This window comes from Cohnella sp. LGH (genome assembly GCF_017671885.1).
GTDB lineage: Bacteria > Bacillota > Bacilli > Paenibacillales > Paenibacillaceae > Cohnella > Cohnella phaseoli.
The window spans coordinates 3,427,288-3,453,516 of sequence record NZ_CP072117.1 but is presented as its reverse complement, the minus strand read 5'-3'; the positions used below and the strand labels follow the sequence as shown (position 1 = coordinate 3,453,516).

The following is a 26,229-nucleotide window of genomic DNA, read 5'->3' as shown; positions in this document are numbered from 1 at the left end:
TATTACGGAGTACGGAGGAATAGTCTTGACTTTGCAGCAACTCAAATACGTGATCGAAGTGGCGAACCGCGGCTCCATCAACGAAGCGGCCAAACGACTGTTTATTTCCCAGCCCAGCCTGTCCAACGCAATCAAGGATTTGGAAGAGGAGCTGCAGATCGCCATCTTCGATCGATCGAACAAAGGAATCTCGTTGTCCAAAGAAGGAGTCGAATTTCTGAGCTACGCCCGGCAGGTCGTCGAGCAGGCCGAGCTGCTGGAAAGCCGGTACTTGAACGCCAAGCCGTCCCCGCAGCATTTCTCGGTCTCGACCCAGCACTATGCGTTCGCGGTCAACGCCTTCGTCAGTCTTGTCAAGGAGTACGGTCACGATGAATACGAGCTGACGCTGCGCGAGACGAAAACGCACGTTATCATCGAAGATGTCAGTACGATGCGCAGTGAGATCGGCATTTTGTACGTGAACGAGTTTAACGGCAAAGTCATCCACAAGCTGCTGAGAAGCGCCAATCTGCAGTTTACGAGCCTGTTTACGGCTAAGCCGCACATTTTCATCAGCATCCACAATCCGCTAGCCAAACACGCCATCGTCACGATTGATCAATTGCAGGAGTATCCGTATTTGTCGTTTGATCAGGGGGAATACAACTCCTTTCATTTTGCCGAAGAGATCCTGAGCACGTTGTCCCGTAAAAAGAGCATTCGCGTAAGCGACCGGGCGACGCTGTTTAATCTGTTGATCGGCTTAAACGGCTACACGATTTCGACGGGAGTGCTGAGTAAGGATTTGAACGGCAACGAGATTATTCCCGTACCGCTGGACTGCAGCGAGACGATCAATGTCGGTTGGATTTCGCATCGCAATGCGGCGCTTACGAAGCTTGGAGCGGCGTATGTTGAAGCGCTGGAGCGGGCGACGGCTCCTGACCCGAATTAAGCCCCCGGGCAGCGGGTCGGGGCTAGGGCGTGTATGCAAACCCGCTCAGAGGTATCTTTCACCGCCCCTGCTGCGTCACATTTGCTTGACGTACCCCCGGTACGCCTTCACAAAAGTTCCTTGCATGGAACGAAAATTCGGCCAAATCTACTATCCTCGGAGTATGCATACACGCCCTAGCGCGGTTTGCGGTATAGGGAATAGCTATATCCAGATATAGGATTTGAGAGTTACACTATATCTAAAAATCCGTGCTATCTTCTACGTAACAACTTATATAGGAGTGTTACGAGATGGCGCAAAGCAGTATTTTGGGATACCCGCGAATCGGCGCGGATCGGGAATGGAAGAAAGCGCTGGAAGCGTTCTGGGCAGGCAAGCTGGAAGAAGCGGAATTCGTGGAAAAGCTGCGCGACATCCGTCTGGCTCATCTTCGCAAGCAAAAAGACAAAGGCATTGACCTGATTCCGGTCAACGACTTCAGCTACTATGATCATGTGCTCGATACGGCAACGATGTTCGGCATCGTTCCGCAACGATTCAAATACGAAGGCGGCGCGGTTTCGCTGTCGGTCTACTACGGAATCGCACGCGGCACGAAGGAAGCGGCAGCTAGCGAAATGACGAAATGGTTCAACACGAACTACCATTATATTGTTCCTGAACTGGACGGTGCGCAGCCGGCGCTGACCGAAAACAAGCCGCTGCAGGCTTATCGTGAAGCGAAGGAGAAGCTGGGCATCGAAGGCAAACCGGTGCTGCTCGGGCCGCTGACGTTTCTGAAGCTGTCCAAAGGCTACGCCAAAGCGGAGACGGATTCGTGGCTGGAACGCTTGCTGCCGCTTTACGTTCAAGTTTTGCGAGAGCTGGCTCTGGAAGGCGTCCGTTGGGTACAGATCGACGAGCCGATCGCGGTGACGAAGATCGACGCGGAGGACGTTCGCCGCTTGCAGACGATATACGGAGCGTTCGCGGCTGCGGTTCCCGAGCTGAACATCCTGCTGCAAACGTATTTTGAATCGGTTGAAAGCTATGCGGACATTGTCTCGCTGCCGGTTAAAGGCATCGGTCTCGATTTTGTTCACGGAGCGGCCGGCAACCTGGCGGCGATCCGTGAGTTCGGCTTCCCGCAGGACAAGGTGTTGGGCGCAGGCGTTATCGACGGACGCGGCATCTGGAAAGCGGCGCTTGGCGAGAAGCTGGAAGTGCTTGAGCAGCTTGGCAAATACGTCAGCGGCGATCGGCTGATCGTGCAGTCGTCGTGCAGCCTGCTTCACGTACCGGTTACGACGGAAAAAGAGACGAAGCTGGCAGCCGAATTAAAAGGCGCGCTTGCTTTCGCCGACGAGAAGCTGGTAGAAATCGCGCTGCTGACCAAAGCGGTGAACGAAGGCAAAGCGGCGATTGCTGCTGAACTGGCCGACAGCCAACGTGCCGTTGAAGCGCTGAGACAGTCGGCGGAGCGCAATCGCGCCGACGTGCAGCAAGCGGTAGCGGGAATTAGCGGAGCAGAGCCGGCGCGCGCCAGCGCGTTCGAGCAGCGCCGGATCGCGCAGCAGAACAAGTGGCAGCTGCCGCTGTTCCCGACGACGACGATCGGCAGCTTCCCGCAGTCCGCCGAGGTGCGCAAAGCTCGCCAGCTCTGGCGCAAAGGCGAATGGAACGAGGAGCGCTACGCCGCCTTTATTCGCGAACAGATCGATCTGTGGATCAAGCTGCAGGAAGAAATCGGTATCGACGTGCTTGTGCACGGCGAGTTCGAGCGTACGGACATGGTTGAATTTTTCGGCGAGAAGCTGGCCGGCTTTGCGTTTACGCAGAACGGCTGGGTACAGTCCTATGGCTCCCGCTGCGTTAAGCCTCCGGTTATCTACGGCGACGTGGCATTCGAACAGGCGATGACCGTCGAAGAGACGAAGTACGCTCAGTCGCAAACGGACCGTCCTGTCAAAGGCATGCTGACCGGACCGATTACGATTATGAACTGGTCGTTCGTTCGCGACGACATTCCGCGCGAGCAAATCGCGTACCAGCTCGCTTATGCGCTCAGACAGGAAGTAGAAGCGCTGGAGCAGGCCGGTATCGGAATGATCCAGGTCGACGAGCCGGCGGTGCGCGAAGGACTGCCGCTCAAGGAGCAGGATCAGGCGGAATATCTGAATTGGGCGGTTAAGGCGTTCCGGATGACGACTTGCACGGTGCAGAACGAGACGCAAATTCACACGCATATGTGCTATTGCGAATTCAACGACATGATCGACTCGATCGAAGAGATGGATGCGGACGTTATCTCTATCGAGACTTCGCGCAGCCATGGAGAGCTGATTCATAGCTTCGAGGAAAACACCTACAAGCTGGGTATTGGTCTGGGTGTCTACGACATCCACAGCCCGCGTGTACCGAACGTCGAGGAGATGTCCGGCATGATCGACCGCGCGTTGCGCGTACTTGATCCGCAGCTGTTCTGGATCAACCCGGACTGCGGTTTGAAGACGCGCGGACAGGAAGAGACGGTTGCTTCCTTGCGCAACATGGTTGCAGCGACTCAAATTGCCCGTGAGAAGCATTTGGCTCAGTAACTTCCTGTGAAAGTTAATCGATGAACAAGACGGAAGGTGTATGTATCTCCCTCTGATGCTATACGCTCCCGAAATCTGTATGGGGAAACCCGTTGCAAGGCGATTTCAGGAACGTATGAGACAGTCTCCGGGAGGTGCATGCACCTTCTTTTTTTATCGATCGTCTCAAGCTGCGCTGTCTTTGGGACAGTCTTTTCAATTTTTTCGGCGAGGAATCGGGCTTTGCGCTTGCCATTGAGAAAACTTATCATCTAAGATGGAGAATATGCAGAATAACGAATGTATTCCGAACGGAAGCTCAGATTCGGGGGCGAGCGGTTTCATGAAGTTGGACAACCATATCCGGTTGTGGAATCAAGTGTACATCGAGTTGATCGATATTCGCGACAAAGAAATGGAGCGGTTGGAAGAGCTTCGGGACTACCGGCTGCCTGCCAGCTCTTTTCTCTATATCAAACGGGGAATAGGACAAATCTGTCTGGATAGAGTATGCCATAGAGTCAGATCGCATCATCTGGTACACTGCGGCAAGGGAACAAGCCTGACCATTACGGCGGAGGAAGAGCTGGCGTACTGCCTGATCTTATACCGGGCTTCTCCGTCAGCTCCCGACCGCTCGGAAATCGCCAGGCTGATGGAGGAAGGAAATCCGTTTCAGTTCAGATATGTTTTCGCCCCGCGTTATCCGATGCTGCTGAGCGACAAAGTCGAGAGGATGTGTCGAGAGTGGCGGGAAGCTACCGAGCTGAGCAAGGTTCAAGTCAAATCGCTCTTCTACCAGTTCATTTACGAATTGCTCTGGCAGCTGCATCAGCAGCAGGTCGAACCTGTGAAGCCCGATATGGTGGCGGAGGCGGTCCGTTACATTCAGGAGCACTATAACCGTCCGTTGACGCTGGACGCGATCGCGAAGGCGCTCGATTACAGCTCGGGACACTTATCGCGCCTGTTCAAGCTGAAGCTTCACACGAGTCCTATTCATTTTCTGGGCCAAGTCAGAGCGCTGCGAACGATGCAGCTTCTCGTGGAGACGGAGGCGACATTGCAGGAAATTGCCGAAGCTGTCGGTTTCCCGGACGCGCACTCTTTAAGTAGAAGCTTCAAGAAGTATACGGGAGTCGCTCCTACCTATTACAGGCAGTGCGGCGGCAGACTTTCGGAAAATCAGGATTTGCCCACCGCGATGCAAGGAATTGCCGTTTCTCGAATTTCCGAGCTCCCTTATACTGATATTGAAAATCATTATCAGATGATGACAGGGAGAGAGCTTGACATGCAAAAGAGAAGTAAAATCGCGGCAATGACTACTGTACTCGGATTAACGCTGCTTATGGGGGCTTGCTCGAATTCAATTAACAGTCCTGCCGACTCCGCGGCGCAGCCGTCCGCAAGCGCCAAGTCCGGCGAACCGGCGACTTCGCCAAGCGCATCTGCGACGGGTGGCCAGGAGCAGGAGGAGCAGCCGACTACGAGAACGATATCGACGCCCAAGGGGGATGTTGTCGTGCCGGCCAATCCGCAGCGGGTCGCCGCCGATCAATATATGGGACATCTGCTCAAGCTAGGCATCGTTCCGATCGGCGTCCGAACGTTTATGCTCGACGAAGGATGGATGGCGGGGGCGGGAATCGAGAAAGAGACGCTGGCGAAAATCGAGGATTTGGGCGGATTTCCGATGAACCTGGAGAAGCTGACTTCTCTGGAGCCGGATTTGATTATCGGTTCGGTAGAGGACAGCATCGAGCAATACGAGAAAATCGGCACGACCGTATTTCTGCCGTATTGGACGCCGGAAATGTCCACTGCGGGACCGCTGGAGAAGTTCAGGAGCGTCAGCGATATATTCGGCAAGCGGGAAGAAGCGGAGCAATGGATCGCCGATTACGAGAAGAAGGCCGCGGAGGCGCGGGAGCAAATCAAAGGCATCGTCAAGGAAGGGGAGACCGTGTCCGTCGTGCAATTCGCCGACAAAGCCGCCTTCGTCTTGGCTGCCGAGGGAGGCAATTACGGCTCCTCTACCATCTATGGTACGCTGCAGTTGCCGCCGACCGATATCGCCAAAAACATGAAGGCAGGGTTCGAGTCGATCTCTGCGGAAATGCTGCCGGAATATATGGGAGATCATATTTTCGTCTATTACGGCGCGAAGGAAGCGACCGACAAAATGATGGACAGCAAGCTGTGGAAAGGGCTGCCCGCCGTTCAGAACAATCGGGTTTACGTATTCGGCAACGAGTATTATGATGAATTTGTGATGGAGGACCCGTATTCGCTGGAGCAGCAGCTGGATACGATCGTGGGCTTGCTGCTGAATAATAAACAATAACGCGCGCGCGTAAGTCAGTCGGCTCGTCTCCGTATCGGGAGAGGGCCGATTGTTCTATTTTATTAGTAAGGGAACGATTCGCAAGACGCTCTTGTCTAATAGGTTGGAGGTGAAACGATGGACTCCCAGATGGAGCTTCAATACTTGGCATACAAGGACAAGCTGGACAAATCCGAGCTGGACGATCTGATGACCGAATACGGCGACGACGTCAGGCGTTACGCGTATGCCATTACGAAAAACCGGGAGCAGGCCAAAGATATTGCGCAGGAAGTGTTTATTAGAGCATATCGCGGCTTCGGCTCGTTCCGGGGCAGCTCCTCGGTCAAAACCTGGCTGTTCTCGATAACGAGAAATCTGGCCATCAACGAGATGAAGTCGAGCTACGTGCGGCGAATTGTGCTGTTCGAATGGGTGAAGCCGGCGGGAGTCGGGGAGTCTGCCGAAACGGCTTATTTGGAAGAGCAGTCCGTTCGCGAGATCAGAGCGGCAATGATGAGTCTGTCGGTTAAGCTGCGCGAAGTGCTGCTGCTCACGCTGGAACACGGGCTGACGATGCCCGAGATCGCGGGACTGCTGAGCGTGTCGGAGGGCACGGTCAAGTCGAGACTGCATCGGGCGCGCCAGGCGATGGACAGAAAACGGAAGGAGATGGAACGATGAGCGACGGTTCGTCCGCCTGGGAAAAACGAGTTAAGGAAGGCTTGTTCCAAGAGGAAAGGTTTACGGACGAGATGAAGCTGAAGGTGCTGGGGGCGATTGAGCGAAGACCGCGCCGGATTGCAGGGCTGTGGCCGAGGCTGGCCGGAACGGTAGCGGCTTGTCTGGCGGCGCTCCTTCTTGTCGTCTACTGGCCGAGCGGGAGCGTCGATACAGCTCGCCCGCAGGGAGCGGCGGCCGGAGCAGAGAAGGCTATGACGTTTCAGCCGCTGGAAGCGCGGATATTGACGAAAGGGCAAATGATCTACGGAAGCGATCCGGACATTTTGCCCGGACTGTCCAACAAGTATAGTCCGCTAATAAACACGGGGTACGTCGAGCAGATTCCGCTGACCGATATCGAGTTGGTCGATGAGCAGGAAATCCCGGGATTTGGTACAACGCTGCGATATAGGCTTAAAAATAACGAAGAACTGCCGAAGAGCGACAAAAACGGAAAAATCGTCTATTTCGGTTTTGTCATCGAAGGCCTCTCCGAGCCCGGCCAGCTTTTCCACTACGGCTTCGGTTATTTGGACAGCGACGACTTTAGCGCGACGCGGCTGTTCGGTCAAGAGGTGCTCAAGATTGACAGGCAGCTGTGCAGAATCGACGGGGAGGCGTGCGCCTTCTACGTGAAGAAGGACGAGGGAGGCGTCAGCACCTTCGCGGAATTCGATGCGGCGACCTACGAGCGGGATCTTGACGGGGAAGGCCGTGAGGAAGCGATAGTTGCGACGCACAAGCAAAATCAAATCTATATTTTTAAAGAGGAGCAGGGACGGCTTCAGTGGGCAAGCGTGCGGGAAGCGCTGGGGGCCGGCAACGAGGATCGGCTTGTCTACGATGAAGCTGCAGGGCTGTTCGAAATGTATACTCCGTCAACGGAGCAAGGCGACGGTGTCCGAATATACGCTTATACGCAGGACAACAAGCTTGCGGAAGTGGTACAATAAGAAGAACAAAGGCTGTTTCCCGAAAGGGGAGCAGCCTTCGCATGTCGGCGCTGCCAATGGGCTGCCGCCTGGATAAGGAAGGGGCGACATCGTGGTTGGGGCGATTGTGATCTTCGTGTTGGCCGGTCTCGCTGAAATCGGCGGAGGGTATTTGGTGTGGCTATGGTTGCGGGAATCGAAGCCTTATTGGTACGGGGTAGCTGGAGGATTGATTCTCGTACTGTACGGAATTATCCCGACTCTGCAGAGCTTTCCTTCCTTCGGACGCGTGTACGCGGCTTACGGAGGCGTGTTCGTCGTATTGGCCGTTTTGTGGGGCTGGCTCGTCGACAAGAAGACGCCCGATCTGTACGATTGGCTTGGAGCGGCGGTTTGTATCGTCGGCGTTTCGATCATGTTGTGGGCGCCGAGAAGTTAAAGGAAGACGACATCAAGACGGGTGGAGACGACTAGCGCATGGAGCACGTAACGACGGATAGCTGGGACGAGGCGCTGTGGACGGAGGCGGACGTCATTTATCGGGAAGCGTTCCCCGAGCATGGAAGGAAAAGCGAAGCGATTGTCAGACGCATGTTCGAGCGCGGTCTCTGCACGCTGCATGTGTGGCGCATGCAGAATGAAGCCGCAGCGATGGCGCTGACGGCATTCGACGATCGCTCCGAAGTGCTGATCGTCGATTACATAGCCGTACGGCGATCGCGTCAGGGTCGAGGAATTGGTCGAAGCTGCGTCTTGCAACTTCGGGACTGGGCCGTCGGCGCGAAGCCGGAATGCCGCGGCATCGTTATTGAAGTCGAAGCGGAGGAGACGGACGAGAACGCGAAGCGCATCCGTTTCTGGCAAAGCGCGGGTTTTCGGCTGACCGAATACGTTCATGTCTATATATGGGTTCCCGAGACGTATCGGGCGATGTCGCTTGGCTTTGATGCCGCTATATCGCTCCCCGATGACGGAAGGGAACTGTTCAAAGCTATCACGCGCTACCACGAGCGCGCTTACCGGAAAGCGAAGGACGGCGGTAAAGTTTGATTATAGCCGTTTATTCACTTTATGTAGGGCGGTAAACGGTCGTACAATGTAGTTGTCGGGCCGACGAATTTGCCGGAAAGGAGATGATCGAATTGATCTACCATCCTGAGGTGATCTCCGCTTAGACGGAGATCGTCAATTAGGGAGGAGGCCGCAAGGCCTCCTTTTTCACTTGTAAGGCAAAGCGGTTTTCAATATACTGGAAATACGAACTTCGCGTTCGTGATCGCCATATGGCACACTACATTCGGATAAAGGAGGAGAAATCGAGCATGGCTAAAGGATCTGCGAAAGAAATGTTATCCATTATCGGGGCGTTAGAATTGAAGGAGGGCCAACTTGATTTACAAAAACGGGAGAGATGTGCTTCCCCCTAGTTTGTTGCAGGAGTTACAGAACTACGTGGGAGGCGAGCTGATCTATATTCCCAAGCCGAACGAGTGTCGCGCGCGTTGGGGGGAAGTCAGCGGGACGAGAAAGCTGCTCGCGGAACGCAACAAGGAAATCCGCCGTCTGCACTTGGACGGAATGACCGTTTCCGAGCTTGTGGGCAAATATCATCTGTCTGGAGACAGCATTCGTAAAATTATTGTTAAAACGTCATGAACGGGCATATAGGTGCATATCGCGAATAGTAAAAAAGAAAATTCGGTCGTGAAGCACACGCCGCTCTTTCTCCTGATGGATTCAGGGGAACGGGCGGCTTTTCTATTTTATTGGCGACCGGGCGGGCTGCAGGGAGGGGCAAGGCGGTGAACGTGGATCATGATCGGCTGCTGATTTTCCGCAGCGGATGTTTCTCTATTCGGGTAAGCTTTACTAGAAATATCGTCATCGCATTCTTCCGATTGCAATTTTCAGTCATAGACGCCGGGCCAAGGAGCCGTCTTCGTTCGAGTGGGCTTTCCCGTTTCTAAGAGTGCTGACCTTTCGGTATTATGTGGTTCAATTGCGTCACAAGAACTGGCGTCGTTTTATACGCACGAAGAACCCGGTGGCTGCTGCGCTGCTAAGCAGTATGGGGTATAATAAGAAGGAACGCGTAACGGTAAAGCTAGAGTTTCTGCGGATGGTTACACGGCTGGAGCTGGACCCGGCGAGGATGAAGCTGCTAACCGTATTTTTCGAAACGTACTTGCCGTTGACGGAAGCGGAGAACAAACAATTGGCGAAGAAAATAGAGCAAACGGATCTGAAAAAGGAGGCTGCGATCATGGAGTGGTTGACTTCCTGGGAGAGGAAAGGCATGGAGAAAGGCTTAGAGAAGGGAATCGAAGCGGGGGTACTGAAGGGGAAAGAAGAAATCGCCGCCAAAATGCTGGCGAAGGGACTTGACCCAGCGATGGTGGAGGAGATGACCGGACTGCCTGCGAAGCGAATCGACGAGCTCAAGGCAACGGTATAGCAGGCTGTTCGAGCAGGCTCGGAAGAAAAATAGCTTTACCTCCGTTGCGTTATTTGATAATATAATCGCAATAACAAATGCGATGAAGAGAAGAGTAGGTAAAGCCATTCTTTCGCAGAGAGCTCCGGCAGCTGGGAAGGGGCAGAGGATGCTTTACTGAAAAAAGACTCCGAGCAGCGCGTCGGAACCTCGCTTACGAGGGGGTGGCGCGACAGGCGCTCCTGTTACAGAGCTAGAGTATAAGCATTGCTGGGCAATGCCGTACTTGAAGAGGCGGATATGGCGACATATCGGCGAATCCGGGGTGGTACCGCGAGCACACAATCTCGTCCCTAAGGCTGAAGTCTTGGGGGTGGGATTTTTTTGTTGAAGCGCAAAGCCGGCGCAAGCTGCGCACCATTGGATTCGGCTTGAATAGTAATTAGGTATGAGGCTCCGTAAAAATAAGCGGCATGGAAGGGACTGGAATAAACGATGTCAAACAAATTGAAAGTCGGTATAGTCGGAGGAACGGGGATGGTCGGGCAGCGGTTCGTTCAACTCCTGGACGGTCACCCTTGGTTTGAAGTGACGACGATCGCGGCAAGCGCGAACTCGGCGGGCAAAACTTACGAGCAATCGGTCCAAGGCAGATGGAAGCTGGCCGGAGAGATTCCCGATTCGGTCAAAAATATCGTCGTGTTGGACGCTTCCAAGGTGGAAGAGGTCGCTTCGCAGGTCGATTTTATTTTCTGCGCGGTCGATATGAAGAAAAATGAAATTCAGGCGCTGGAGGAAGCGTACGCCAAGACGGGTACGCCGGTCGTCTCCAACAACTCCGCGCACCGCTGGACGCCCGACGTTCCGATGGTCATTCCGGAGATCAATCCGGGTCATCTGGACGTGATCGCGGCGCAGCGTAAACGGCTCGGCACAGAGACCGGCTTTATCGCCGTTAAGCCGAACTGTTCCATTCAGAGCTATGTGCCGATGCTGCACGCGCTGCAGGAGTTTAAACCGACGAAGGTTGTCGCTTCGACGTATCAGGCAATTTCCGGCGCAGGCAAAAACTTCACCGACTGGCCGGAAATGCTCGACAATGTCATTCCGTACATTGGCGGCGAAGAAGAGAAGAGCGAGCAGGAGCCGCTGCGCATCTGGGGCAGCGTCGAAGACGGCGAGATCGTGAAGGCGAACGCTCCGCTCATTACGACGCAGTGTATCCGCGTTCCGGTCACGGACGGCCACTTGGCAACCGTATTTGTCTCGTTCGAGAACAAGCCTTCCAAGGAAGAGATTTTGCGGCGCTGGAGCGAGTTCGCAGGCCGTCCGCAGCAGCTTGGCTTGCCGAGCGCTCCGAAGCAGTTCATTACGTATTTCGAAGAGGAGAACAGGCCGCAGACGAACCTGGATCGCGACATCGAGCGCGGTATGGGCGTATCCGCCGGACGTCTGCGCGAGGATTCCCTGTACGACTTCAAATTCGTCGGACTGTCGCACAACACGCTTCGCGGCGCCGCCGGCGGAGCGGTGCTGATCGCCGAACTGCTTAAAGCGGAAGGCTACATTCAGGCAAAATAAGCATGAACGAACGCAAGGGGTTGTCCCACAAACAGGTCAAGTTGCTCTGAAAGTTATCGATATTAAAGATGCAAGATGTATATACCTTCCTCTGATGCTATACGCTCCTGAAATCTGAATGGGTAAACCCGTTACAAGGTAATTTCAGGAGCGTATGAGGCAGTCTACGGGCTACGCTTGACCCACAACACTTCCAGATAATTCCGAGAAGCTATTCGTATATTTATCGAAGACGCTTTAGTGGCATACAATCCCCGATCTTGGTTGATTTATACGATTTTCCCTACAAACGTTCGTCGTTGGAGTCTGGGCCGAGTTGTTTTGTGCGGTTTTTCCTACAAACGTCCGCCGTTTAAGCCTGGTTCGAGCTGCGTTGTACGAATTTTCGACTAACTTCCCTGCGTAAGCTCATGTGCGCAAATAGATCCGTCGTAAAAGTTTAATAACCAATAAATTGGAAACATTGTGGGTCATGATTAGGTCTCCGGGAGGTATATACACCTTACTTTATTTATCGATCATCTAAGCAACCTTGTTTACCGGGCAACCCCTATTCGGCATGAGCCGCATATACAACTCCCGCGTTTCAATCTCCTCGCTCCGTTATCCGATCATATCCATAAACTTCATAGCCGCGCTTGACAACGGCATATTCCGCTTAGTCATAATCCCGACCTGGGACGGAGGGATTGGAATGTCCAGTTCGATCTCGAAGAGCGAGCCCTCCTCCAGCTCCTTGGAGACGAACTCCCGCGTCACGAATGAGATGCCGAGCCCTCTCCTCGCGAATTCGATCAACAGGTCGACGCTGCCGACTTCAATTTCCGGTTTGATCGTGTAGCCATAGCTTTGAAAAATCTCGGTTATCGTCATTCTTGCGCGACTGTTCCGAGAGAACAGGATAATCGGCTGCTCGAGCAGCATGTCCACCGACAGCTTCTTGCCCCGCAGATCCTCATAGCGAGCGCCCGCGACAAAGCAATCCTGAAGATGGAAGCTTTCCCGCACCTCAAGCTGCGGATCGACGATCGGCATGCGTACGACGCCAAGATCAATTCTGCCTTCCTTCAGAAACGAGATGACCTCCGGCGTCGTGCCGTGATTCAGATGCAGCCGAATGTTCGGAAACCGTTCATGAAATTCCTCTATATATGGCAGCAAATAGTGCTTAAACAGCGAATCGCTTCCCCCGATTCTGAGCTCGCCGCTCTCCAGATTTTTGAGGGCGGCCATTTTTTCTTCGGCAAGCGAAATAAAGATGTGCGATTGTTCGATGTAGGAATAGAGAATCGCGCCCTCCTGCGTCAGTTCGACTCCTTTGGCGGTCCGATAAAACAACGTGATGCCGAAGCTGTCCTCCAACTGCTTGATGGCGTGGCTTACGCTCGGCTGGGTGAGATACAGCGCTTTGGCCGCCTGGGTCAGACTGCCTGTTTTAGCGGCCCAATAGAACACCTTGTACAGCTCGTAATTGTTGGTCATAGACACGGTCTATAGCTCCTGTAAAATATATTAATTACTTGTATGGCTCCTATTCGTATTATAGTGAAACTACGAAAGAGATACCAGACATGCGCGACAAAGCGTATTTGGAAGGAGCAGGAGGAAGATGGAGCCTACGACATTCGTACTGTTCGGAGCGACAGGGGATTTAGCCAAGAGAAAAATATACCCTGCTTTGTATAATTTATTCGTCGACGGCAAGCTGCCCGATTCGTTCTCGCTGTTCGGCCTTGGAAGAAGAGAATGGACCGACGAGTCGTTTCAAGCGAACGTCGAGCGATCCGTTCGGGAATTTTCCCGGCGCGAAGCGAAAAACGACGGCTCGCTTGAACGATTCGCCCGCGCGTTCCGTTATCAGGTGCTGGACATTGGACGCGAGGAGGATTACGAGAGATTGCTGGGGCGGATTGAGCAGCGGGAGCGCGAGCTGGATGCTCGACCGAACCGGCTGTTTTACTTGTCCGTCGGACCGGAGTTTTTCGAGCCGATTGCGGCTAATATTCTTGCGAGCGGACTCGGCTCCGAGGAAGGCTGGAAGCGGCTCGTTATCGAGAAGCCGTTCGGCCACGATCTGCCGTCGGCCCGCGAGCTGAACCGGAAGCTGAGCCAGACGTTCGCGGAAGAGGAAATTTTCCGTATCGACCATTATCTCGGCAAGCCGATGGTACAGAAGATGGGGGCGCTTCAGCAAGCCAATCCGGTCATCCAGGCGCTCTGGACGAACCGCTACATCGCCAACGTACAGATTACGGCTAGCGAGACGGTCGGGGTCGAGGAGCGGGCCGGCTATTACGATCACGTAGGCGCGGTGCGGGATATGTTCCAGAACCACATGCTGCAACTGCTCATGATGGCCGCGATTCATCTGCCGCACGAGAGCAGCTCCGAGCAGGTGCGCTTCAAGAAGCAGCGGATTATGCAAGCCGTTGCGCCGCTGCAGAAGCAGGACGTCGCGGCCAGCGTCGTTCGCGGCCAGTACGCGGCAGGAGAGGTTAGCGGCAAGCAGGTCGTTGGCTATTTGTCCGAGCCGGGTATCGCCGCAGATTCCAGCAACGATACGTTTATCGCCGCAAGGCTGGAAATCGACGATCATTACTGGCGCGGAGTTCCTTTCTACATTCGCACAGGCAAACGAATGAAGGAGAAGAGCACGCGAATCGTCGTCGAGTTCAAAGAGCCGCTGCAGCAGCCTTCGCAAGGCCTTGGCGCGCCTAATTTGCTTGTCTTTGAGATCGGACCGAAGGAAGGCATCACGCTGCAGCTCAATTCGAAGGAAGGCGACGAATTCAAGCCGCTGCACGTCGAGCTGCACGGCAGCCAGGACGACGTTCCGGAAGCGTACGAGAACCTGATTCACGACGCGCTGCGCGGCGATGGCACATTTTTCGCCCACTGGGACGAAGTCGAGCTGAGCTGGCAGTGGGTGCAGCCGATTCTCGACGCCTTCGCCGAAAATCTCGTGCCCCTGCAGACTTACGCCGCCGGCTCTTACGGCCCTTCAGAGTCCGATGCGCTGCTTGCGCAGGACGGCTATCGTTGGTGGTTTGACGAAGAGCTTGAAACCTCAAGTATGAGTTCAAAAAGTCCGGTTTTCAGCACCGAGAAGGTTGGATGAAGACCGGAGATGAGGAGCGGAGCGTAGTGGAAGCTACGTGAGCACCGGAAGAACCGGCTGAATTCAAGATTCGATGTTGAATATGCTTCCTGAGAATGCTTCGTGATCAAAATCGGACTTTTTGAACTACCTCTATAAACAAAGGAGAACAATATGCCTACAACGCAAATTATTGAACAACTCGCAATCGACACGATCCGCACGCTGTCCATCGACGCCATCAACGCCGCCAACTCCGGTCACCCGGGGCTGCCGATGGGCGCCGCGCCGATGACTTACGCCCTCTGGTCCGGGCATTTGAATCATAACCCCGGCAATGCCAAATGGTTCAACCGCGATCGTTTCGTGTTATCCGCTGGCCACGGTTCGGCTCTGCTGTACAGTCTGCTTCATCTGTCCGGCTACCGCGTGTCGCTCGACGATCTGAAGCAGTTCCGCAAGCTGAACAGCAAGACGCCGGGTCACCCGGAATTCGGCCATACGGACGGCGTCGACGCGACGACGGGGCCGCTCGGCCAAGGGGTGGCGATGGCGGTCGGCATGGCGATGGCCGAAGCGCATCTTGCCGCCAAATTCAATCAGGAAGGCTTTCCGGTCGTCGATCACTATACGTATGCGCTTGTCGGCGACGGCTGTCTGATGGAGGGCATTTCTTACGAAGCGATGTCGATGGCCGGCCACATGAAGCTGGGCAAGCTGATCGTGCTGTACGACTCCAACGATATCTCCTTGGACGGTGACCTGAACCTGTCGTTCGGAGAAGATATTCGCAAAAGAGCGGAGTCCACGAACTGGCAGTACTTGCGCGTAGAGGACGGTAACGATATTGTTAAAATTAGCGAGGCTATTGCGTCCGCTAAGGAAAACGACGCGCAACCGACGCTGATCGAGGTTCGCACGATTATCGGCTACGGCAGCAAAGCGGCCGGAACGCACAAAGTTCACGGCAGCCCGCTTGGCAAGGAAGAGGCTATAGCGACGAAGAAGGTTTACGGTTGGCCTTCCGAGGAAGAGTTTTTCGTTCCCGCTGACGTCAGAACGCATTTCGAGCAGCTCAAGCAAAACGGAGCGGCGAAGGAAGACGAATGGAACAAGCTGCTGGCCGCCTACAAGGCGCAGCACCCTGCGCTCGGACAGGAGCTGACGCAGGCGATTGACGGTTCCGTCGCGATCGATGCCGCCGACATTTTGACATTCGATTGCTCGAAATCGGTATCGACCCGCGTCGCCAGCGGCGAAGCGATCAACCACTTCGTGAAGTCCGTTCCCGCCATCTTCGGGGGCAGCGCGGATTTGTCGGGCTCGACGATGACCGACATTAAAGGCGAAGGCAAGTTCGCCGTCGATTCCTACGCCGGCCGCAATGTCTACTTCGGCGTTCGCGAGCATGCGATGGGGGCTGCCGGAAACGGTATGGCGCTGCATGGCGGCGTAAAGCCTTTCGTCAGCACCTTCTTCGTCTTCTGCGACTACTTGCGTCCATCGATCCGTCTCGCTGCGCTGCAGAAGCTGCCGGTCGTGTACGTATTCACTCACGACTCCATCGCGGTCGGGGAAGACGGACCGACGCACGAGCCGGTCGAGCATTTGGCCGCGCTGCGTACGATTCCTGGACTTACCGTCATTCGTCCAAGCGATGCGAACGAGACGGCAAGCGCATGGGCGTACGCGCTGGAGCAGAAGGAAGGACCGGTCGCTCTCGTGCTGAGCCGACAAAACCTGCCGATCTACGAGCAGACGAAGGCAAACAAAGAGCAGGTCGCCAAAGGCGCGTACGTGCTGACGGAGACGAACGGCTCGCCGGAGCTTATTCTGGTCGCGACAGGCTCCGAGGTGTCGCTGGCGGTCAATGCGAAAGCCGAGCTGGAGAAGGACAACGTATCTGTGCGCGTCGTCGCGATGCCAAGCAGAGAGCTGTTCGAGCGACAATCCGAAGACTATAAGGAAAGCGTACTGCCCCGTACGGTCGCCAAGCGGATCGCGATCGAAGCCGGTATTTCGCTCGGTTGGGATCGCTATGCCGGCCCTGACGGCAAGGTGCTGTCGATCGACACGTTCGGCGCTTCCGGACCGGGCGGCGAAGTGATGGACTACTTCGGCTTCTCCGTAGGTCATGTTGCTCGTTTAGCGAAGGATTTGTTGAAGTAACCAAATTAAATGGGGGTTATGAAACATGAAATTTTTCATCGACACGGCTAATTTGCAGGACATCAAAAAGGCGTACAAAATCGGCGTGCTGTCCGGAGTAACGACGAATCCGTCTCTCGTTGCCAAAGAAGGCGTTAAGTTCGAGGACCGGATCGCGGAAATTTTGCGCGAAGTGCCGGAAGTGGAGTCGGTGTCCGCCGAAGTGACGCCGGACGCGGTTACCGCCGAGGAAATGATCGCTCAAGCGAACGAACTGATCAAAATCAACAACAACGACAAAAACGTTACGATCAAGCTGCCGATGACTCTGGCGGGCCTGGAAGCTTGCCGCTACTTGAGCCAAAAAGGCGTCAAAACGAACGTCACGCTCATCTTCACGGTTAACCAAGCGCTGCTTGCGGCACGCGCCGGCGCAACGTACGTATCTCCGTTCCTTGGACGTCTGGACGATATTTCCGAAGACGGCGTGCTGCTGGTAGCAAAAGTTGCCGAGCTGTTCCGCACGCATAACCTCGATACCCAAATTATCGCAGCATCCGTGCGCCACCCGGATCACGTTACTCGCGTAGCGATGGCCGGCGCGCATATCGCGACGATTCCGTTCAGCGTTATCGAGCAAATCTCGAAGCACCCGCTGACCGATCAAGGGCTGGAGAAGTTTGCCGCCGACTGGAAAAAAGCCGTCCAATAAAGAAAAGAAACATATAGGAATGGGGAGGAACCTGCAGTGAGCAAACAGCAAATCGGCGTCGTCGGCTTGGCCGTTATGGGCAAAAACCTGGCGCTTAACATCGAAAGTAAAGGCTTTTCCGTGGCGTTGTTCAACCGTTCTCCGGAGAAGACGAAGGAACTGCTTGAAGAGGCGAAGGGCAAAAACTTCGTCGGCACATACAGCGTCGAGGAGTTCGTCGCTTCGCTGGAGGCGCCGCGCAAAATTTTGATTATGGTCAAGGCCGGACAGGCGACGGACGACACGATCAACCAGCTCGTGCCGCACCTGAGCCCCGGGGATATCCTGATCGATGGCGGCAACGCTTATTTTCCGGATACGCAGAGAAGAAACAAGGAGCTGCAGGAGCAAGGCTTCCGCTTCATCGGCGCAGGCGTGTCCGGCGGCGAAGAGGGCGCGCTTAACGGTCCGGCGATTATGCCGGGCGGGCAGAAGAGCGCGTACGAGCTGGTCGAGCCGATCCTGACCGCCATTTCGGCGAAGGTCGGCGGAGATCCTTGCTGTACGTACATCGGCGAGGAGGGTGCGGGGCACTACGTGAAAATGGTGCACAACGGCATCGAATACGGCGACATGCAACTGATTGGCGAAGCGTATCACCTGCTTAAGGATGTACTTGGCGTCAGCACAAACGAGCTGCATGAAATTTTCACAGAGTGGAACAACGGAGAGCTGGACAGCTACTTGATCGAAATTACGGCGGACATTTTCTCCAAGAACGATCCGGAGACGGGCAAGCCGATGGTCGATGTCATTCTCGATTCAGCCGGCCAGAAGGGCACGGGTAAGTGGACGAGCCAAAGCTCGCTTGATCTCGGCGTGCCGCTGTCGATCATTACGGAATCGGTATTCGCGCGTTTTATCTCCGCGATGAAGGAGGAGCGCGTCGCCGCCAGCAAGAAGCTGGACGGGCCGGCCGTCTCCGCATACGACGGAGATCGCCGCGAATTTATCGAGGCGGTTCGCCAGGCGCTGTACGCAAGCAAAATCGCGTCGTATGCGCAAGGCTTCGCGCAGATGAAGGCCGCTTCCGAGGCGTACGATTGGAACCTGAATTACGGCGGCATCGCGATGATCTTCCGCGGAGGCTGCATCATCCGCGCCAGATTCCTGCAAAACATCAAGGACGCCTACGACCGCAATCCGGAGCTGACCAATCTGCTGCTGGACGATTACTTCGGCGGCGTCGTCAAAAACTATCAAGCCGCATGGCGCAAAGTGGTTGCCGTTGCCGTCGAAAGAGGCATCCCGGTTCCGGCGTTCGCCTCCGCGCTGGCGTATTACGACAGCTACCGCACGGAGCGTCTGCCGGCTAACCTGCTGCAAGCGCAGCGCGACTATTTCGGGGCGCATACGTTCCAGCGCGTGGACCGCGAGGGCAGCTTCCACTTCCAGTGGATGTAACAGGCTGATCCATTAGCCCTTCAAGTTGCTAAAAAATAATCGATGAACAAGGTGAAAGAGTATATCTCTTCCTCCGATGCTATACGCTCCTGAAATGGGAATGGGTGAACCCGTTACAATGGGATTTCAGGAGCGTATGAGGCAGTCTACGGGAGAGATATACTCTTTTTTTGTCTATCGATCATTTCAAGCAACGTGCTAATAGGATAGCCCCTCGTGTCAATGGAAGTTGAGCGTGCCCATACTAATTTGAGGAAGTAGATGAGTTCATACTGCGCTGGGCGCGAGTCACGATTCTTTTTGTCATTTTCGTATCTGACGCTGCGAGCCATGCGCGGCAAAGCTCGACCACCCATTCGGGCTGCGTTTTGCCGGCGTCGTTCAACCAATTGGCGACGGAGTCCTGAACGTATTTGGAGGGATCGGATTTGAGCGGTTCAAGCAGCGGAAGCGCGAGCGAAGGGTCGTTCTTCAGTTCGGGAATATGCTTGGCCCATACCCCGCGCGGACGGATGACCTCGACGGAGAAGCGGCGAAGGTTGGCGTCTTCGTCTTGCGTCCATTGCTGCAAGAGGAGGATCGCTTTGTCCAATTCCCTGGCAGCCGACTCGCGTACGGCCATCCATGCGAGCTCGCGAACGCCGAAATGACGATCCGCGGCAAACGGCCGAATTAGCGCCAAACGTCGCTCCAGAGAATGCTGCTGCAGTCCGATAATATAGGCCGCCCAACAGCGAACGCTGTCCGAGCGATGCGACGACAGCTTGCCGAATATTGCTCTGCCTCGTTCGTCCGGCAGGCGATCCAGCAGGATGAGCCAGGCTTGCGCAATTTTCGGGATCACAGTCATGATTTTCTTTTCTCCGCTTATAGGCAGCTCCGCCAGCAGTTCCTCTATATACGGATCAAGCTCCAGCTCGCACGCCACATGCTCAAGCAGGAGACGATGATCGATGGCGAGCCATTCCGTCAAGTTCACCGTTTCCAGCTCACCGCTCTGTAAAAGCTTCATCACTTCAGCAGGGATGTCGTTGACCTTGCGCGCTCCTTTTCTGTTCGTAAGAGATGCGGCCTCTAGCTGTTGTTCCATTTTTCTCGCAAGCTCCTCTCCCTAACGATATTGTACCGGTATTTCCACGATATGCGGTTTCCTTCGGAAAAGCTGTAATGCAGTTTACAGCTTTATCCGGCCGCCTACGCATCCAGCAGAGCGGAGAGCTTTTCCCGATTGACATGGATCGTCCGGAAGCCCGTCCGAATCGCGCCGGCCTCGGCAAGCTCCTGCAGCCCAAGCGTAACCGCTTCGCGGGATGCGCCGACTAGATTGGCGAGTTCTTGATGGGAGAGCGAGATGCCGATCGCGCAAAAGTCGGACCCATCCTCGTTGCCGTTGCCAAACCGTTCGGATAGCTTAAGCAGAATATGGATGATTTTATCGTGCAGCCTGCCTATCGCGAGCTTCTGAGCCAATGTGCTCATATGCGCCAATCGTTGGCTTATCGCCTCGATCATATTAAGCATAAAACGGGGTCGCTGCAGCAAATAGCGCTCGAACCGTTCCTTATCCATCATGCAGATATCGCAGGCTTCGACCGTTTCGATGAACACGTCCCGCGTCCCCAGCGAAATTCCGTTCATTTCTCCGAATATATTGCCCTCGCTCAGGATGTCCAAAGTGAACTGCCTGCCTTCGGCATTCAGCCGATAAAGGCGCACCTTCCCCTTTTTTATAAAATAGAGCTTCTCCGTAAACGTATCCGGACTTTGAATAAGCTTTTTTCTCGGAAAAGGGGTGATCGAGGTCAGCTCGTCCATCTCGATCAGATCCTCTCGGTTAAGCGAGCGCAGCAAGTCGAATTGCGACAGGTAATCGATTTTGTTCATAATTCCTCCCGATCATAGTCGTCGATGCTTATAGTTTACAGGAAAGCGTCCGATTTCGGGAAATCGCTGGCGAATCTCAGGTGAGGAAAAATTCGGAAAAAGTCGAGAGCCGGCGAAACTATCGCCTCGTTTCCTTCGTCCAACATAGGAGGAAGGAGAGGGGGAAATGAAACGAATGGTAGTACATAGTCAAGTGAAATGGATGTTAGCGCTCATCGTAAGCTTGTCGATAGCTGCACAGCCGTCAGGCTTTGCGCGGGCAGCGGGAGATGCGGCGGAAAAGGATGGGCAAACTTTAGGCTCAAAGGCGGTCGGGCCGGAGCTGGATCAGGCGCTGACCAAAGCGGAGCCGCTGTTGTACGCGCAGCTGCCGCAGTCGGATTGGGCCGCGGTCGGGTTGGCGCTGAACCATAAAGAGGTTCCCGACAGCTATTTGCGGCACAAAGCCGACGAATGGCTCGATAACCGCGGCAAGTACGACAAAGTCAGCCAACTGACGCGTTCGATGGCCGGCTATGCCGCGGCCGGAGGCAACGTTACCGATATCGCCGGAATCGACCTGTATCCGGTGCTGATGAACCATCCGGGCATGGAGGCGGAAGGCGCGCCGGAACTGGCGGTTGCTTATCTGGTTGCCAATCGCTCGTTGTCGGGAACGTTGGCGCGTACCGAGTGGTATCCGGACCTGATTTATTACAAGCTCGTCGAACGGCAGGCCAAGGACGGAAGCTGGTCGATGTCCGAGGATAAGGCGGAGACGAAGGGCAGCGTGGCGGCGACTTCGCTCGCGTTGACGGCGCTGGCGGAGGCGACGCCGGACTCGGAGGAAACCCGGCGCGGGTTGGATTGGTTGAAGGCGCAGCAGTCGGCTGATGGCGGTTTCGGAGGCACGTCCGATACGGCGCTGGCCGTCATCGCGTTGACCGCGCTGGGAATCGATGCCGCATCCTGGAGCCAAACGGATGGAAGCCATCCGCTAAGCTATTTGCTGTCCCGGCAGACGGATAGCGGACGTTTTGCCCAAGACGGAGATGGCGGGATCAGCTCAACAGAGACGACTGAGGCTTATATGGCGCTGGCTGCCTACAAGCGGTTCGCGAACGGCGAGGCGACGCTGAAAGCCGTCAGGAAGCTGCCGGTCTTCGCGAATAGCGTGAAGGTGTCAATCGAAGGACCGGAAGGCTCGATTGCGCAGGGAAGGGGACAGAGCGGGGATGCGATTGCGTCCGCACTGGCTTTTCTCGATAAGGAAGGCATTGCCTATAAACTGAATACCGACTCGCAAGGCAAGAAGTCAATCGAATCGATTGCCGGCATTGCCGGCGGACGCTACGGAGCCAAAGACGGATGGAAGCTGGCCGTGCGCAGCGATCCGTTCGGCAGCTGGATGTTCCCGGAGAATTCACCTGGCGGATTGTCCCTTGCGAAAGGAGCGGAGCTACTCGTCTATTACGGCTCGGACAACACTTCTCTGCTCGATACGATCGTTGTCGAATGGAGCTATGAAGGGCAAACAGGCAGCGGTTCTCCGATTCCCGCGGACAAACCGTTCCATATGTATGTCAAAAAGGCGAACCGACAGCTCGGATACATGGTCGCGAAAGGCGTAACCGTCCGGATTGGCGACAAAACGGCGGTAAGCGACGCCGAAGGGAAAGTGTCGTTTGGCGGCCTGACGCCGGGAGTATACCAAATCGAGGTGAGCGGGTACCGTAAAAACGCCGTGCCTACGGTAGCCAAAGACGATTTTCCGCTGCGCGTCTCCGCGCCGGAGCTGTCGACTTTTAAGGATGAAAAACAGGTGTCTTCATGGGCACGCGACGAGCTGTCGTTTATACTGCGAGAAGGATATATGGAAGGCGTGGACGCAAAGGGCAGGATGCTGGCTCCGAAGCAAGCGCTGACCCGCGCCCAGTATGTCGTTCTGCTGCTCCGTCTGCTGGAGGAGGGAGCGCTGCCGAAGACGGGAAAAACGTTCTCGGACGTACCGGCAAGCGCATGGTACAGCGGAGCGCTTGCCAAGGCGGCAAAGCTGGGCGTTACCGACCGTTCATCCGGGAGCTTCGAACCGGATCGCGCGATTACGCGCGTGGAAGCGGCGATTATGGCCGCCAATGCCGGACGCCTCGCCACGTACGGAAGCGACGAGCGGATGGCGTTCTCCGACATCGGCGACCTGTCCGTCGCAAGCCGGCAAGCGATCCAGGCTGTGTTCGAGCGTAGCGTCATGACCGGAAGCGACGGCAAGTTCCATCCGCAGCAAACGCTCGTGCGGGAACAGGCGGCGGCCATACTGGCGAGGCTCCATGAGGTTTTGAACCCGTACCACATCGCTTATTATTCGTAACGAAGCCCGTTGGAGAAGGCGTCGAGCCGGTCCCAATCCGTAACGACGATCCGGTTTCTGGCTTTGCGCAGGATGTCTAAGCCGGCGAGTTTCGTTACGACGCGGTTCAAATGGCGGGGCGTCGTGCCGATTAGCGAGGCGATCTCGTGCGCGCTCTGCGTATTCAGCTCCTTGCCGAAATCGTTGCCGCTGCGCGTCGTCAGCAAGTAGCCGGCCAATCTCTCCTCAACGGAGGCCAGCAGATTGATTCGCGATGCGGTCGTGCAGGTCTGCAGCTTATAGGCCAGATGCCGCAAGAGCTCTTTCATAAAAACGGGATCTTTCATCAACGCGGCTTCGGCAGTGCGGTTGTCAACGAATAGGAATTCAGCGGTCCGCACGACTTCTACTTCGGATTGTACGACTACCTGCTGCAGAAATTCGATATCTCCGAAGATGGACAGAGGATGGCAGAAACGCAGCAGCAAAGCTTTGCCCGTTTCTACGCTGGAGGAAACCTTCGTTCGGCCTGCTACTTGAAAATATAATCCGTCCGGCTCGTCGCCTTCCCTGAGCACGGATTCCCCGCTCTCGTAAACGCGAAGCTGAAAGTTAAGCTCGCCGGGCGCGGAAAACATCCGATCGAGGCGATGCGCGGCTATGTGGCGACGTATACGGTCAGGCTGCGAAATGATGTTCATGCGGACTCCTTTTTTCGACTTTCGGACATCGGTCCTTTTTATCATACAGGAAACTGCTATGATGGGAAAAGCGAAAGGGGAGGAAAACGTTGCAGTTCGTTTTCGATTTGGACGGGACGATTTGTTTTCGGGGGAGGCCGTTAAGCGAGCCGATCGTTCAAGTTTTGGACGGATTGGCGGAACAAGGCCATAACATCGTATTTGCCTCGGCAAGACCGATCCGGGACTTGCTGCCTGTGCTGCCGCGCCATATGCGCCATTATCCGATGGTGGGCGGCAACGGGGCGTTCGCGGCGGCGGAAGGGCGTATCGTTGCCGCAGTTCGCTTCGATGCGCCGACAGCGGAGGCGATCGTACGGCTCATTCGACGGTACGACGCAGATTACTTGGTCGACGGAACATGGGACTACTCCTACTCGAGCAGAGTGGATCATCCAATCCGGCGCCATCTCGACCCCGACGGGCTGGCCAGCAGCCTTCCGTTGGAACAACTAACGGAGATGGTCAAGGCGGTTTTCCTAAGCAGTTCGGACTTAGCGGGTCTGACGGAGGAGCTGCGCAGGCTGCCGGTCGTTCTATACAGGCACGGCTCGGAGGGCATCGTCGACGTCAGTCCGGGAGGAGCGGACAAGTGGACGGGCCTGCAGGCGCTTAACGTCAAATCTCGGCAGTTCGTAGCGTTCGGCAACGACGCGAACGACGCGCCCATGTTCAGGCACGCTCTCCGCTCCGTCTGCGTCGGCGATCACGAAGAGCTGCAGGCGCTCTCAACGGAGCAAGTTCCGGCCGACGAACGGCTGCTTGCCGAGCGTATTCGCATGCTCGGCAACCAGTTTGCTTAATCTAATTGACGATAGGCCGATGCAAGTGAAAAGACTCCGAAGACCAGGAATGGCGGATCGGAGTCTTTTCTTTATTCGTCCAAAAGGACGGCGATATCCTGCAGCACTTCCTCGTTATTCATACCGTCGCCCATCTCGTACACTCTTCGAATTTGCTGGTTGGGGTCGATCAATTGAAGCGAAGTGACATTATGCACGAATTGTCCGTCGCCCATGTTGACGACGTTGATGCCGTACTGTGCGGCAAGCTCCTTCGTCGCCGCTTCCTCTCCGCGCAGCACGTGCCAGCCGCTCATATCCATCCCCATGCGCTCAGCGTATTTTTGCAAAGCTTCCGGCGTGTCCCGCTCGGGATCGAATGTGACGGCGACAAACCGCACCTTATCGCCGAATAGGCCCTGCTGCTTCAACTTCTCCTGCAACTGCACCATTTTATAGGTGGTGACCGGACAGATGTCGGGGCAGCTGGTGAACATAAATTCCATCAGCACGACTTTTCCCGCGTTGTCGCTCCCCTTGATCTGCTGCCCGTCCACATTCGTCAGCTCGAAATTCGGCGCAGCCTGCACGACGGGAAGGGAAGAGCCGGAACCGAGAGATCCGACTAGTATATAGACGGCGATCCCCAGGAAAAGTACGGCCAGCAAGCTCGGAAACAGATAGCTTCTTAGTTTCGGATTCATACTTCTACTCCCTTGCCTTAGTTTTCCGCCCGGCGGGCGAGCAGCAGACACGCGATAATCATCGCGAACGCGGCCAGCGCCAGCATCGGCACGGTGAGGAAGCCGAAGGCGTTCAGCACGTCGGTCGCACACGACACGGGCCCGCAGAACGGCCCGTCCGGTCCGTGCGGAAGCTCCTGCACCGCGATGTGGTAGACGGAAAAACAGGCTCCTAGCGCGACAAGCGGCAGTGTGTAGGAAACGATTTGCTTCTGGTTGCGCCGTGACGCGATACCGAGCAGAATTGTCAACGGATACATGAATATGCGCTGATACCAGCACAGACTGCACGGTGCAAAATGCAAATACTCGCTCAGGTACAGGCTCCCGGCCGTCGCGAAGATCGATACCGCCCATGCGTTGAACAGCCAGGAGGCGGAGCTAAGCCGTATGCGCATGGGCGGCACCTCCCCGGCCCGTCACTCGTGCGAGGCGAGCCAAGTTGTAATCGTAAGCAGCTCGTCCTCCGTCAGGCGCTTCTCAAAGGCCGGCATGCCTCGTCTGCCTTCCTTAATCGTCTTGTAGAGCTGCTCCTTCGTCATTGCCGATCCGATATGCGCGAGCTCTGGCCCGACGCCTCCTTGAAGCTGATCGCCATGACAGGAGATACACAAACTTTGATAAAGCTGCTCCGAAGTCTCAGCGTCTACGGCAAGTTCTGGCACGACGAAAGCGGGGCCTTTGTCGGCCGCTTCTTCTTTTTTCGGCAGCGCCGTCGCGAGCAAGTAGACGCCAAACAAGCAGGCAATTGCAACTAGACTGGCCATGAGCCATTTACTCATACGATGTCCCCCTCGATTCGTTTTCACCTCCATCTTAACAACCGTCTTTTCCGCCCGCTATAGCTCTAAAGAGTCACATCG

At 55.4% G+C, this 26,229-nt stretch carries 23 protein-coding genes and 1 other annotated feature; of the genes, 16 read left to right on the top strand and 7 right to left on the bottom strand.

What is annotated here, in order from left to right; genetic code table 11:
- Window positions 1-25: 25 nt before the first annotated feature.
- The 10 genes from J4772_RS14705 (at window position 26) to asd (ending at window position 11,491) form a co-directional block, all read left to right on the top strand.
- Window positions 26-937 carry a LysR family transcriptional regulator gene (locus J4772_RS14705; protein ID WP_209075798.1) on the top strand — a complete coding sequence of 304 codons (912 nt, stop codon included), beginning with the start codon at window positions 26-28 and terminating at the stop codon, window positions 935-937.
- Between the two features lie 293 nt (window positions 938-1,230).
- Window positions 1,231-3,516: a 5-methyltetrahydropteroyltriglutamate--homocysteine S-methyltransferase gene (gene metE, locus J4772_RS14700; protein ID WP_209075797.1), complete on the top strand. Its 2,286-nt coding sequence runs from the start codon at window positions 1,231-1,233 to the stop codon at window positions 3,514-3,516.
- Window positions 3,517-3,838: 322 nt separating this feature from the next.
- Window positions 3,839-5,842, top strand: coding sequence for an AraC family transcriptional regulator (locus J4772_RS14695; protein WP_209075796.1), 2,004 nt, complete (start codon window positions 3,839-3,841; stop codon window positions 5,840-5,842).
- A 117-nt stretch (window positions 5,843-5,959) separates the two neighbouring features.
- Entirely contained in the window at window positions 5,960-6,505 is a 546-nt protein-coding gene (locus tag J4772_RS14690) for an RNA polymerase sigma factor (RefSeq protein WP_246016867.1), read from the top strand.
- Window positions 6,502-7,497, top strand: a complete 996-nt coding sequence (locus J4772_RS14685; RefSeq protein WP_209075795.1) for a hypothetical protein — start codon at window positions 6,502-6,504, stop codon at window positions 7,495-7,497. The genes J4772_RS14690 and J4772_RS14685 overlap by 4 nt, the downstream gene beginning before the upstream one ends.
- A 91-nt stretch (window positions 7,498-7,588) precedes the next feature.
- Window positions 7,589-7,915, top strand: coding sequence for a YnfA family protein (locus J4772_RS14680; protein WP_209075794.1), 327 nt, complete (start codon window positions 7,589-7,591; stop codon window positions 7,913-7,915).
- A gap of 38 nt (window positions 7,916-7,953) precedes the next feature.
- A complete protein-coding gene (locus J4772_RS14675; protein WP_209075793.1) occupies window positions 7,954-8,526 on the top strand; it encodes a GNAT family N-acetyltransferase in 573 nt (190 codons plus the stop codon).
- A gap of 339 nt (window positions 8,527-8,865) precedes the next feature.
- A complete protein-coding gene (locus J4772_RS14670; RefSeq protein WP_209075792.1) occupies window positions 8,866-9,132 on the top strand; it encodes a CD3324 family protein in 267 nt (88 codons plus the stop codon).
- 343 nt (window positions 9,133-9,475) lie between these two features.
- Complete coding sequence (locus J4772_RS14665) at window positions 9,476-9,931, top strand: RpnC/YadD family protein (protein WP_209075791.1); 456 nt, start codon at window positions 9,476-9,478, stop codon at window positions 9,929-9,931.
- Window positions 9,932-10,004: 73 nt separating this feature from the next.
- Window positions 10,005-10,268, top strand: a binding site (T-box leader).
- A gap of 137 nt (window positions 10,269-10,405) precedes the next feature.
- Window positions 10,406-11,491, top strand: coding sequence for an aspartate-semialdehyde dehydrogenase (gene asd / locus J4772_RS14660; RefSeq protein WP_116064242.1), 1,086 nt, complete (start codon window positions 10,406-10,408; stop codon window positions 11,489-11,491).
- Window positions 11,492-12,094: 603 nt separating this feature from the next.
- On the opposite strand, the gene J4772_RS14655 is transcribed toward asd, so the two are convergent.
- Window positions 12,095-12,973 (bottom strand): LysR family transcriptional regulator, encoded by an 879-nt coding sequence (locus tag J4772_RS14655; protein WP_209077159.1) that lies wholly within the window; start codon window positions 12,971-12,973, stop codon window positions 12,095-12,097.
- Between the two features lie 127 nt (window positions 12,974-13,100).
- On the opposite strand from J4772_RS14655, the gene zwf reads away from it, so the two are divergent.
- The 4 genes from zwf (at window position 13,101) to gndA (ending at window position 18,891) form a co-directional block, all read left to right on the top strand.
- Window positions 13,101-14,609, top strand: a complete 1,509-nt coding sequence (gene zwf / locus J4772_RS14650; RefSeq protein WP_209075790.1) for a glucose-6-phosphate dehydrogenase — start codon at window positions 13,101-13,103, stop codon at window positions 14,607-14,609.
- Window positions 14,610-14,762: 153 nt separating this feature from the next.
- Complete coding sequence (gene tkt, locus J4772_RS14645; protein WP_209075789.1) at window positions 14,763-16,757, top strand: transketolase; 1,995 nt, start codon at window positions 14,763-14,765, stop codon at window positions 16,755-16,757.
- 25 nt (window positions 16,758-16,782) lie between these two features.
- The gene (fsa, locus tag J4772_RS14640) at window positions 16,783-17,448 is read left to right on the top strand and encodes a fructose-6-phosphate aldolase (protein ID WP_116065669.1); all 666 of its coding nucleotides are present in this window, start codon (window positions 16,783-16,785) and stop codon (window positions 17,446-17,448) included.
- A 36-nt stretch (window positions 17,449-17,484) separates the two neighbouring features.
- Window positions 17,485-18,891, top strand: coding sequence for an NADP-dependent phosphogluconate dehydrogenase (gene gndA / locus J4772_RS14635; RefSeq protein WP_116065670.1), 1,407 nt, complete (start codon window positions 17,485-17,487; stop codon window positions 18,889-18,891).
- Between the two features lie 244 nt (window positions 18,892-19,135).
- On the opposite strand, the gene J4772_RS14630 is transcribed toward gndA, so the two are convergent.
- Both J4772_RS14630 and J4772_RS14625 read right to left on the bottom strand, forming a co-directional pair.
- On the bottom strand, window positions 19,136-19,981 hold the full coding sequence (locus J4772_RS14630; protein ID WP_209075788.1) for a DNA alkylation repair protein: 846 nt from the start codon (window positions 19,979-19,981) through the stop codon (window positions 19,136-19,138).
- Between the two features lie 104 nt (window positions 19,982-20,085).
- Complete coding sequence (locus J4772_RS14625) at window positions 20,086-20,775, bottom strand: Crp/Fnr family transcriptional regulator (RefSeq protein WP_209075787.1); 690 nt, start codon at window positions 20,773-20,775, stop codon at window positions 20,086-20,088.
- Window positions 20,776-20,941: 166 nt separating this feature from the next.
- On the opposite strand from J4772_RS14625, the gene J4772_RS14620 reads away from it, so the two are divergent.
- Window positions 20,942-23,122 carry an S-layer homology domain-containing protein gene (locus J4772_RS14620; protein WP_209075786.1) on the top strand — a complete coding sequence of 727 codons (2,181 nt, stop codon included), beginning with the start codon at window positions 20,942-20,944 and terminating at the stop codon, window positions 23,120-23,122.
- On the opposite strand, the gene J4772_RS14615 is transcribed toward J4772_RS14620, so the two are convergent.
- Window positions 23,113-23,802, bottom strand: a complete 690-nt coding sequence (locus J4772_RS14615; protein WP_209075785.1) for a Crp/Fnr family transcriptional regulator — start codon at window positions 23,800-23,802, stop codon at window positions 23,113-23,115. The two genes, J4772_RS14620 and J4772_RS14615, sit on opposite strands and share 10 nt — an antisense overlap.
- An 89-nt stretch (window positions 23,803-23,891) precedes the next feature.
- On the opposite strand from J4772_RS14615, the gene J4772_RS14610 reads away from it, so the two are divergent.
- Window positions 23,892-24,644, top strand: coding sequence for an HAD-IIB family hydrolase (locus J4772_RS14610; RefSeq protein ID WP_209075784.1), 753 nt, complete (start codon window positions 23,892-23,894; stop codon window positions 24,642-24,644).
- Window positions 24,645-24,715: 71 nt separating this feature from the next.
- Here J4772_RS14610 and J4772_RS14605 read toward each other — a convergent pair whose 3' ends face one another.
- From J4772_RS14605 to J4772_RS14595, 3 genes are read right to left on the bottom strand one after another with little or no spacing between them, the layout of a single operon-like run.
- Entirely contained in the window at window positions 24,716-25,327 is a 612-nt protein-coding gene (locus J4772_RS14605; RefSeq protein ID WP_209075783.1) for an SCO family protein, read from the bottom strand.
- Between the two features lie 17 nt (window positions 25,328-25,344).
- Window positions 25,345-25,764: a disulfide oxidoreductase gene (locus J4772_RS14600; RefSeq protein ID WP_209075782.1), complete on the bottom strand. Its 420-nt coding sequence runs from the start codon at window positions 25,762-25,764 to the stop codon at window positions 25,345-25,347.
- A 21-nt stretch (window positions 25,765-25,785) separates the two neighbouring features.
- On the bottom strand, window positions 25,786-26,148 hold the full coding sequence (locus J4772_RS14595; RefSeq protein ID WP_209075781.1) for a c-type cytochrome: 363 nt from the start codon (window positions 26,146-26,148) through the stop codon (window positions 25,786-25,788).
- Between the last annotated feature and the right edge of the window lie 81 nt (window positions 26,149-26,229).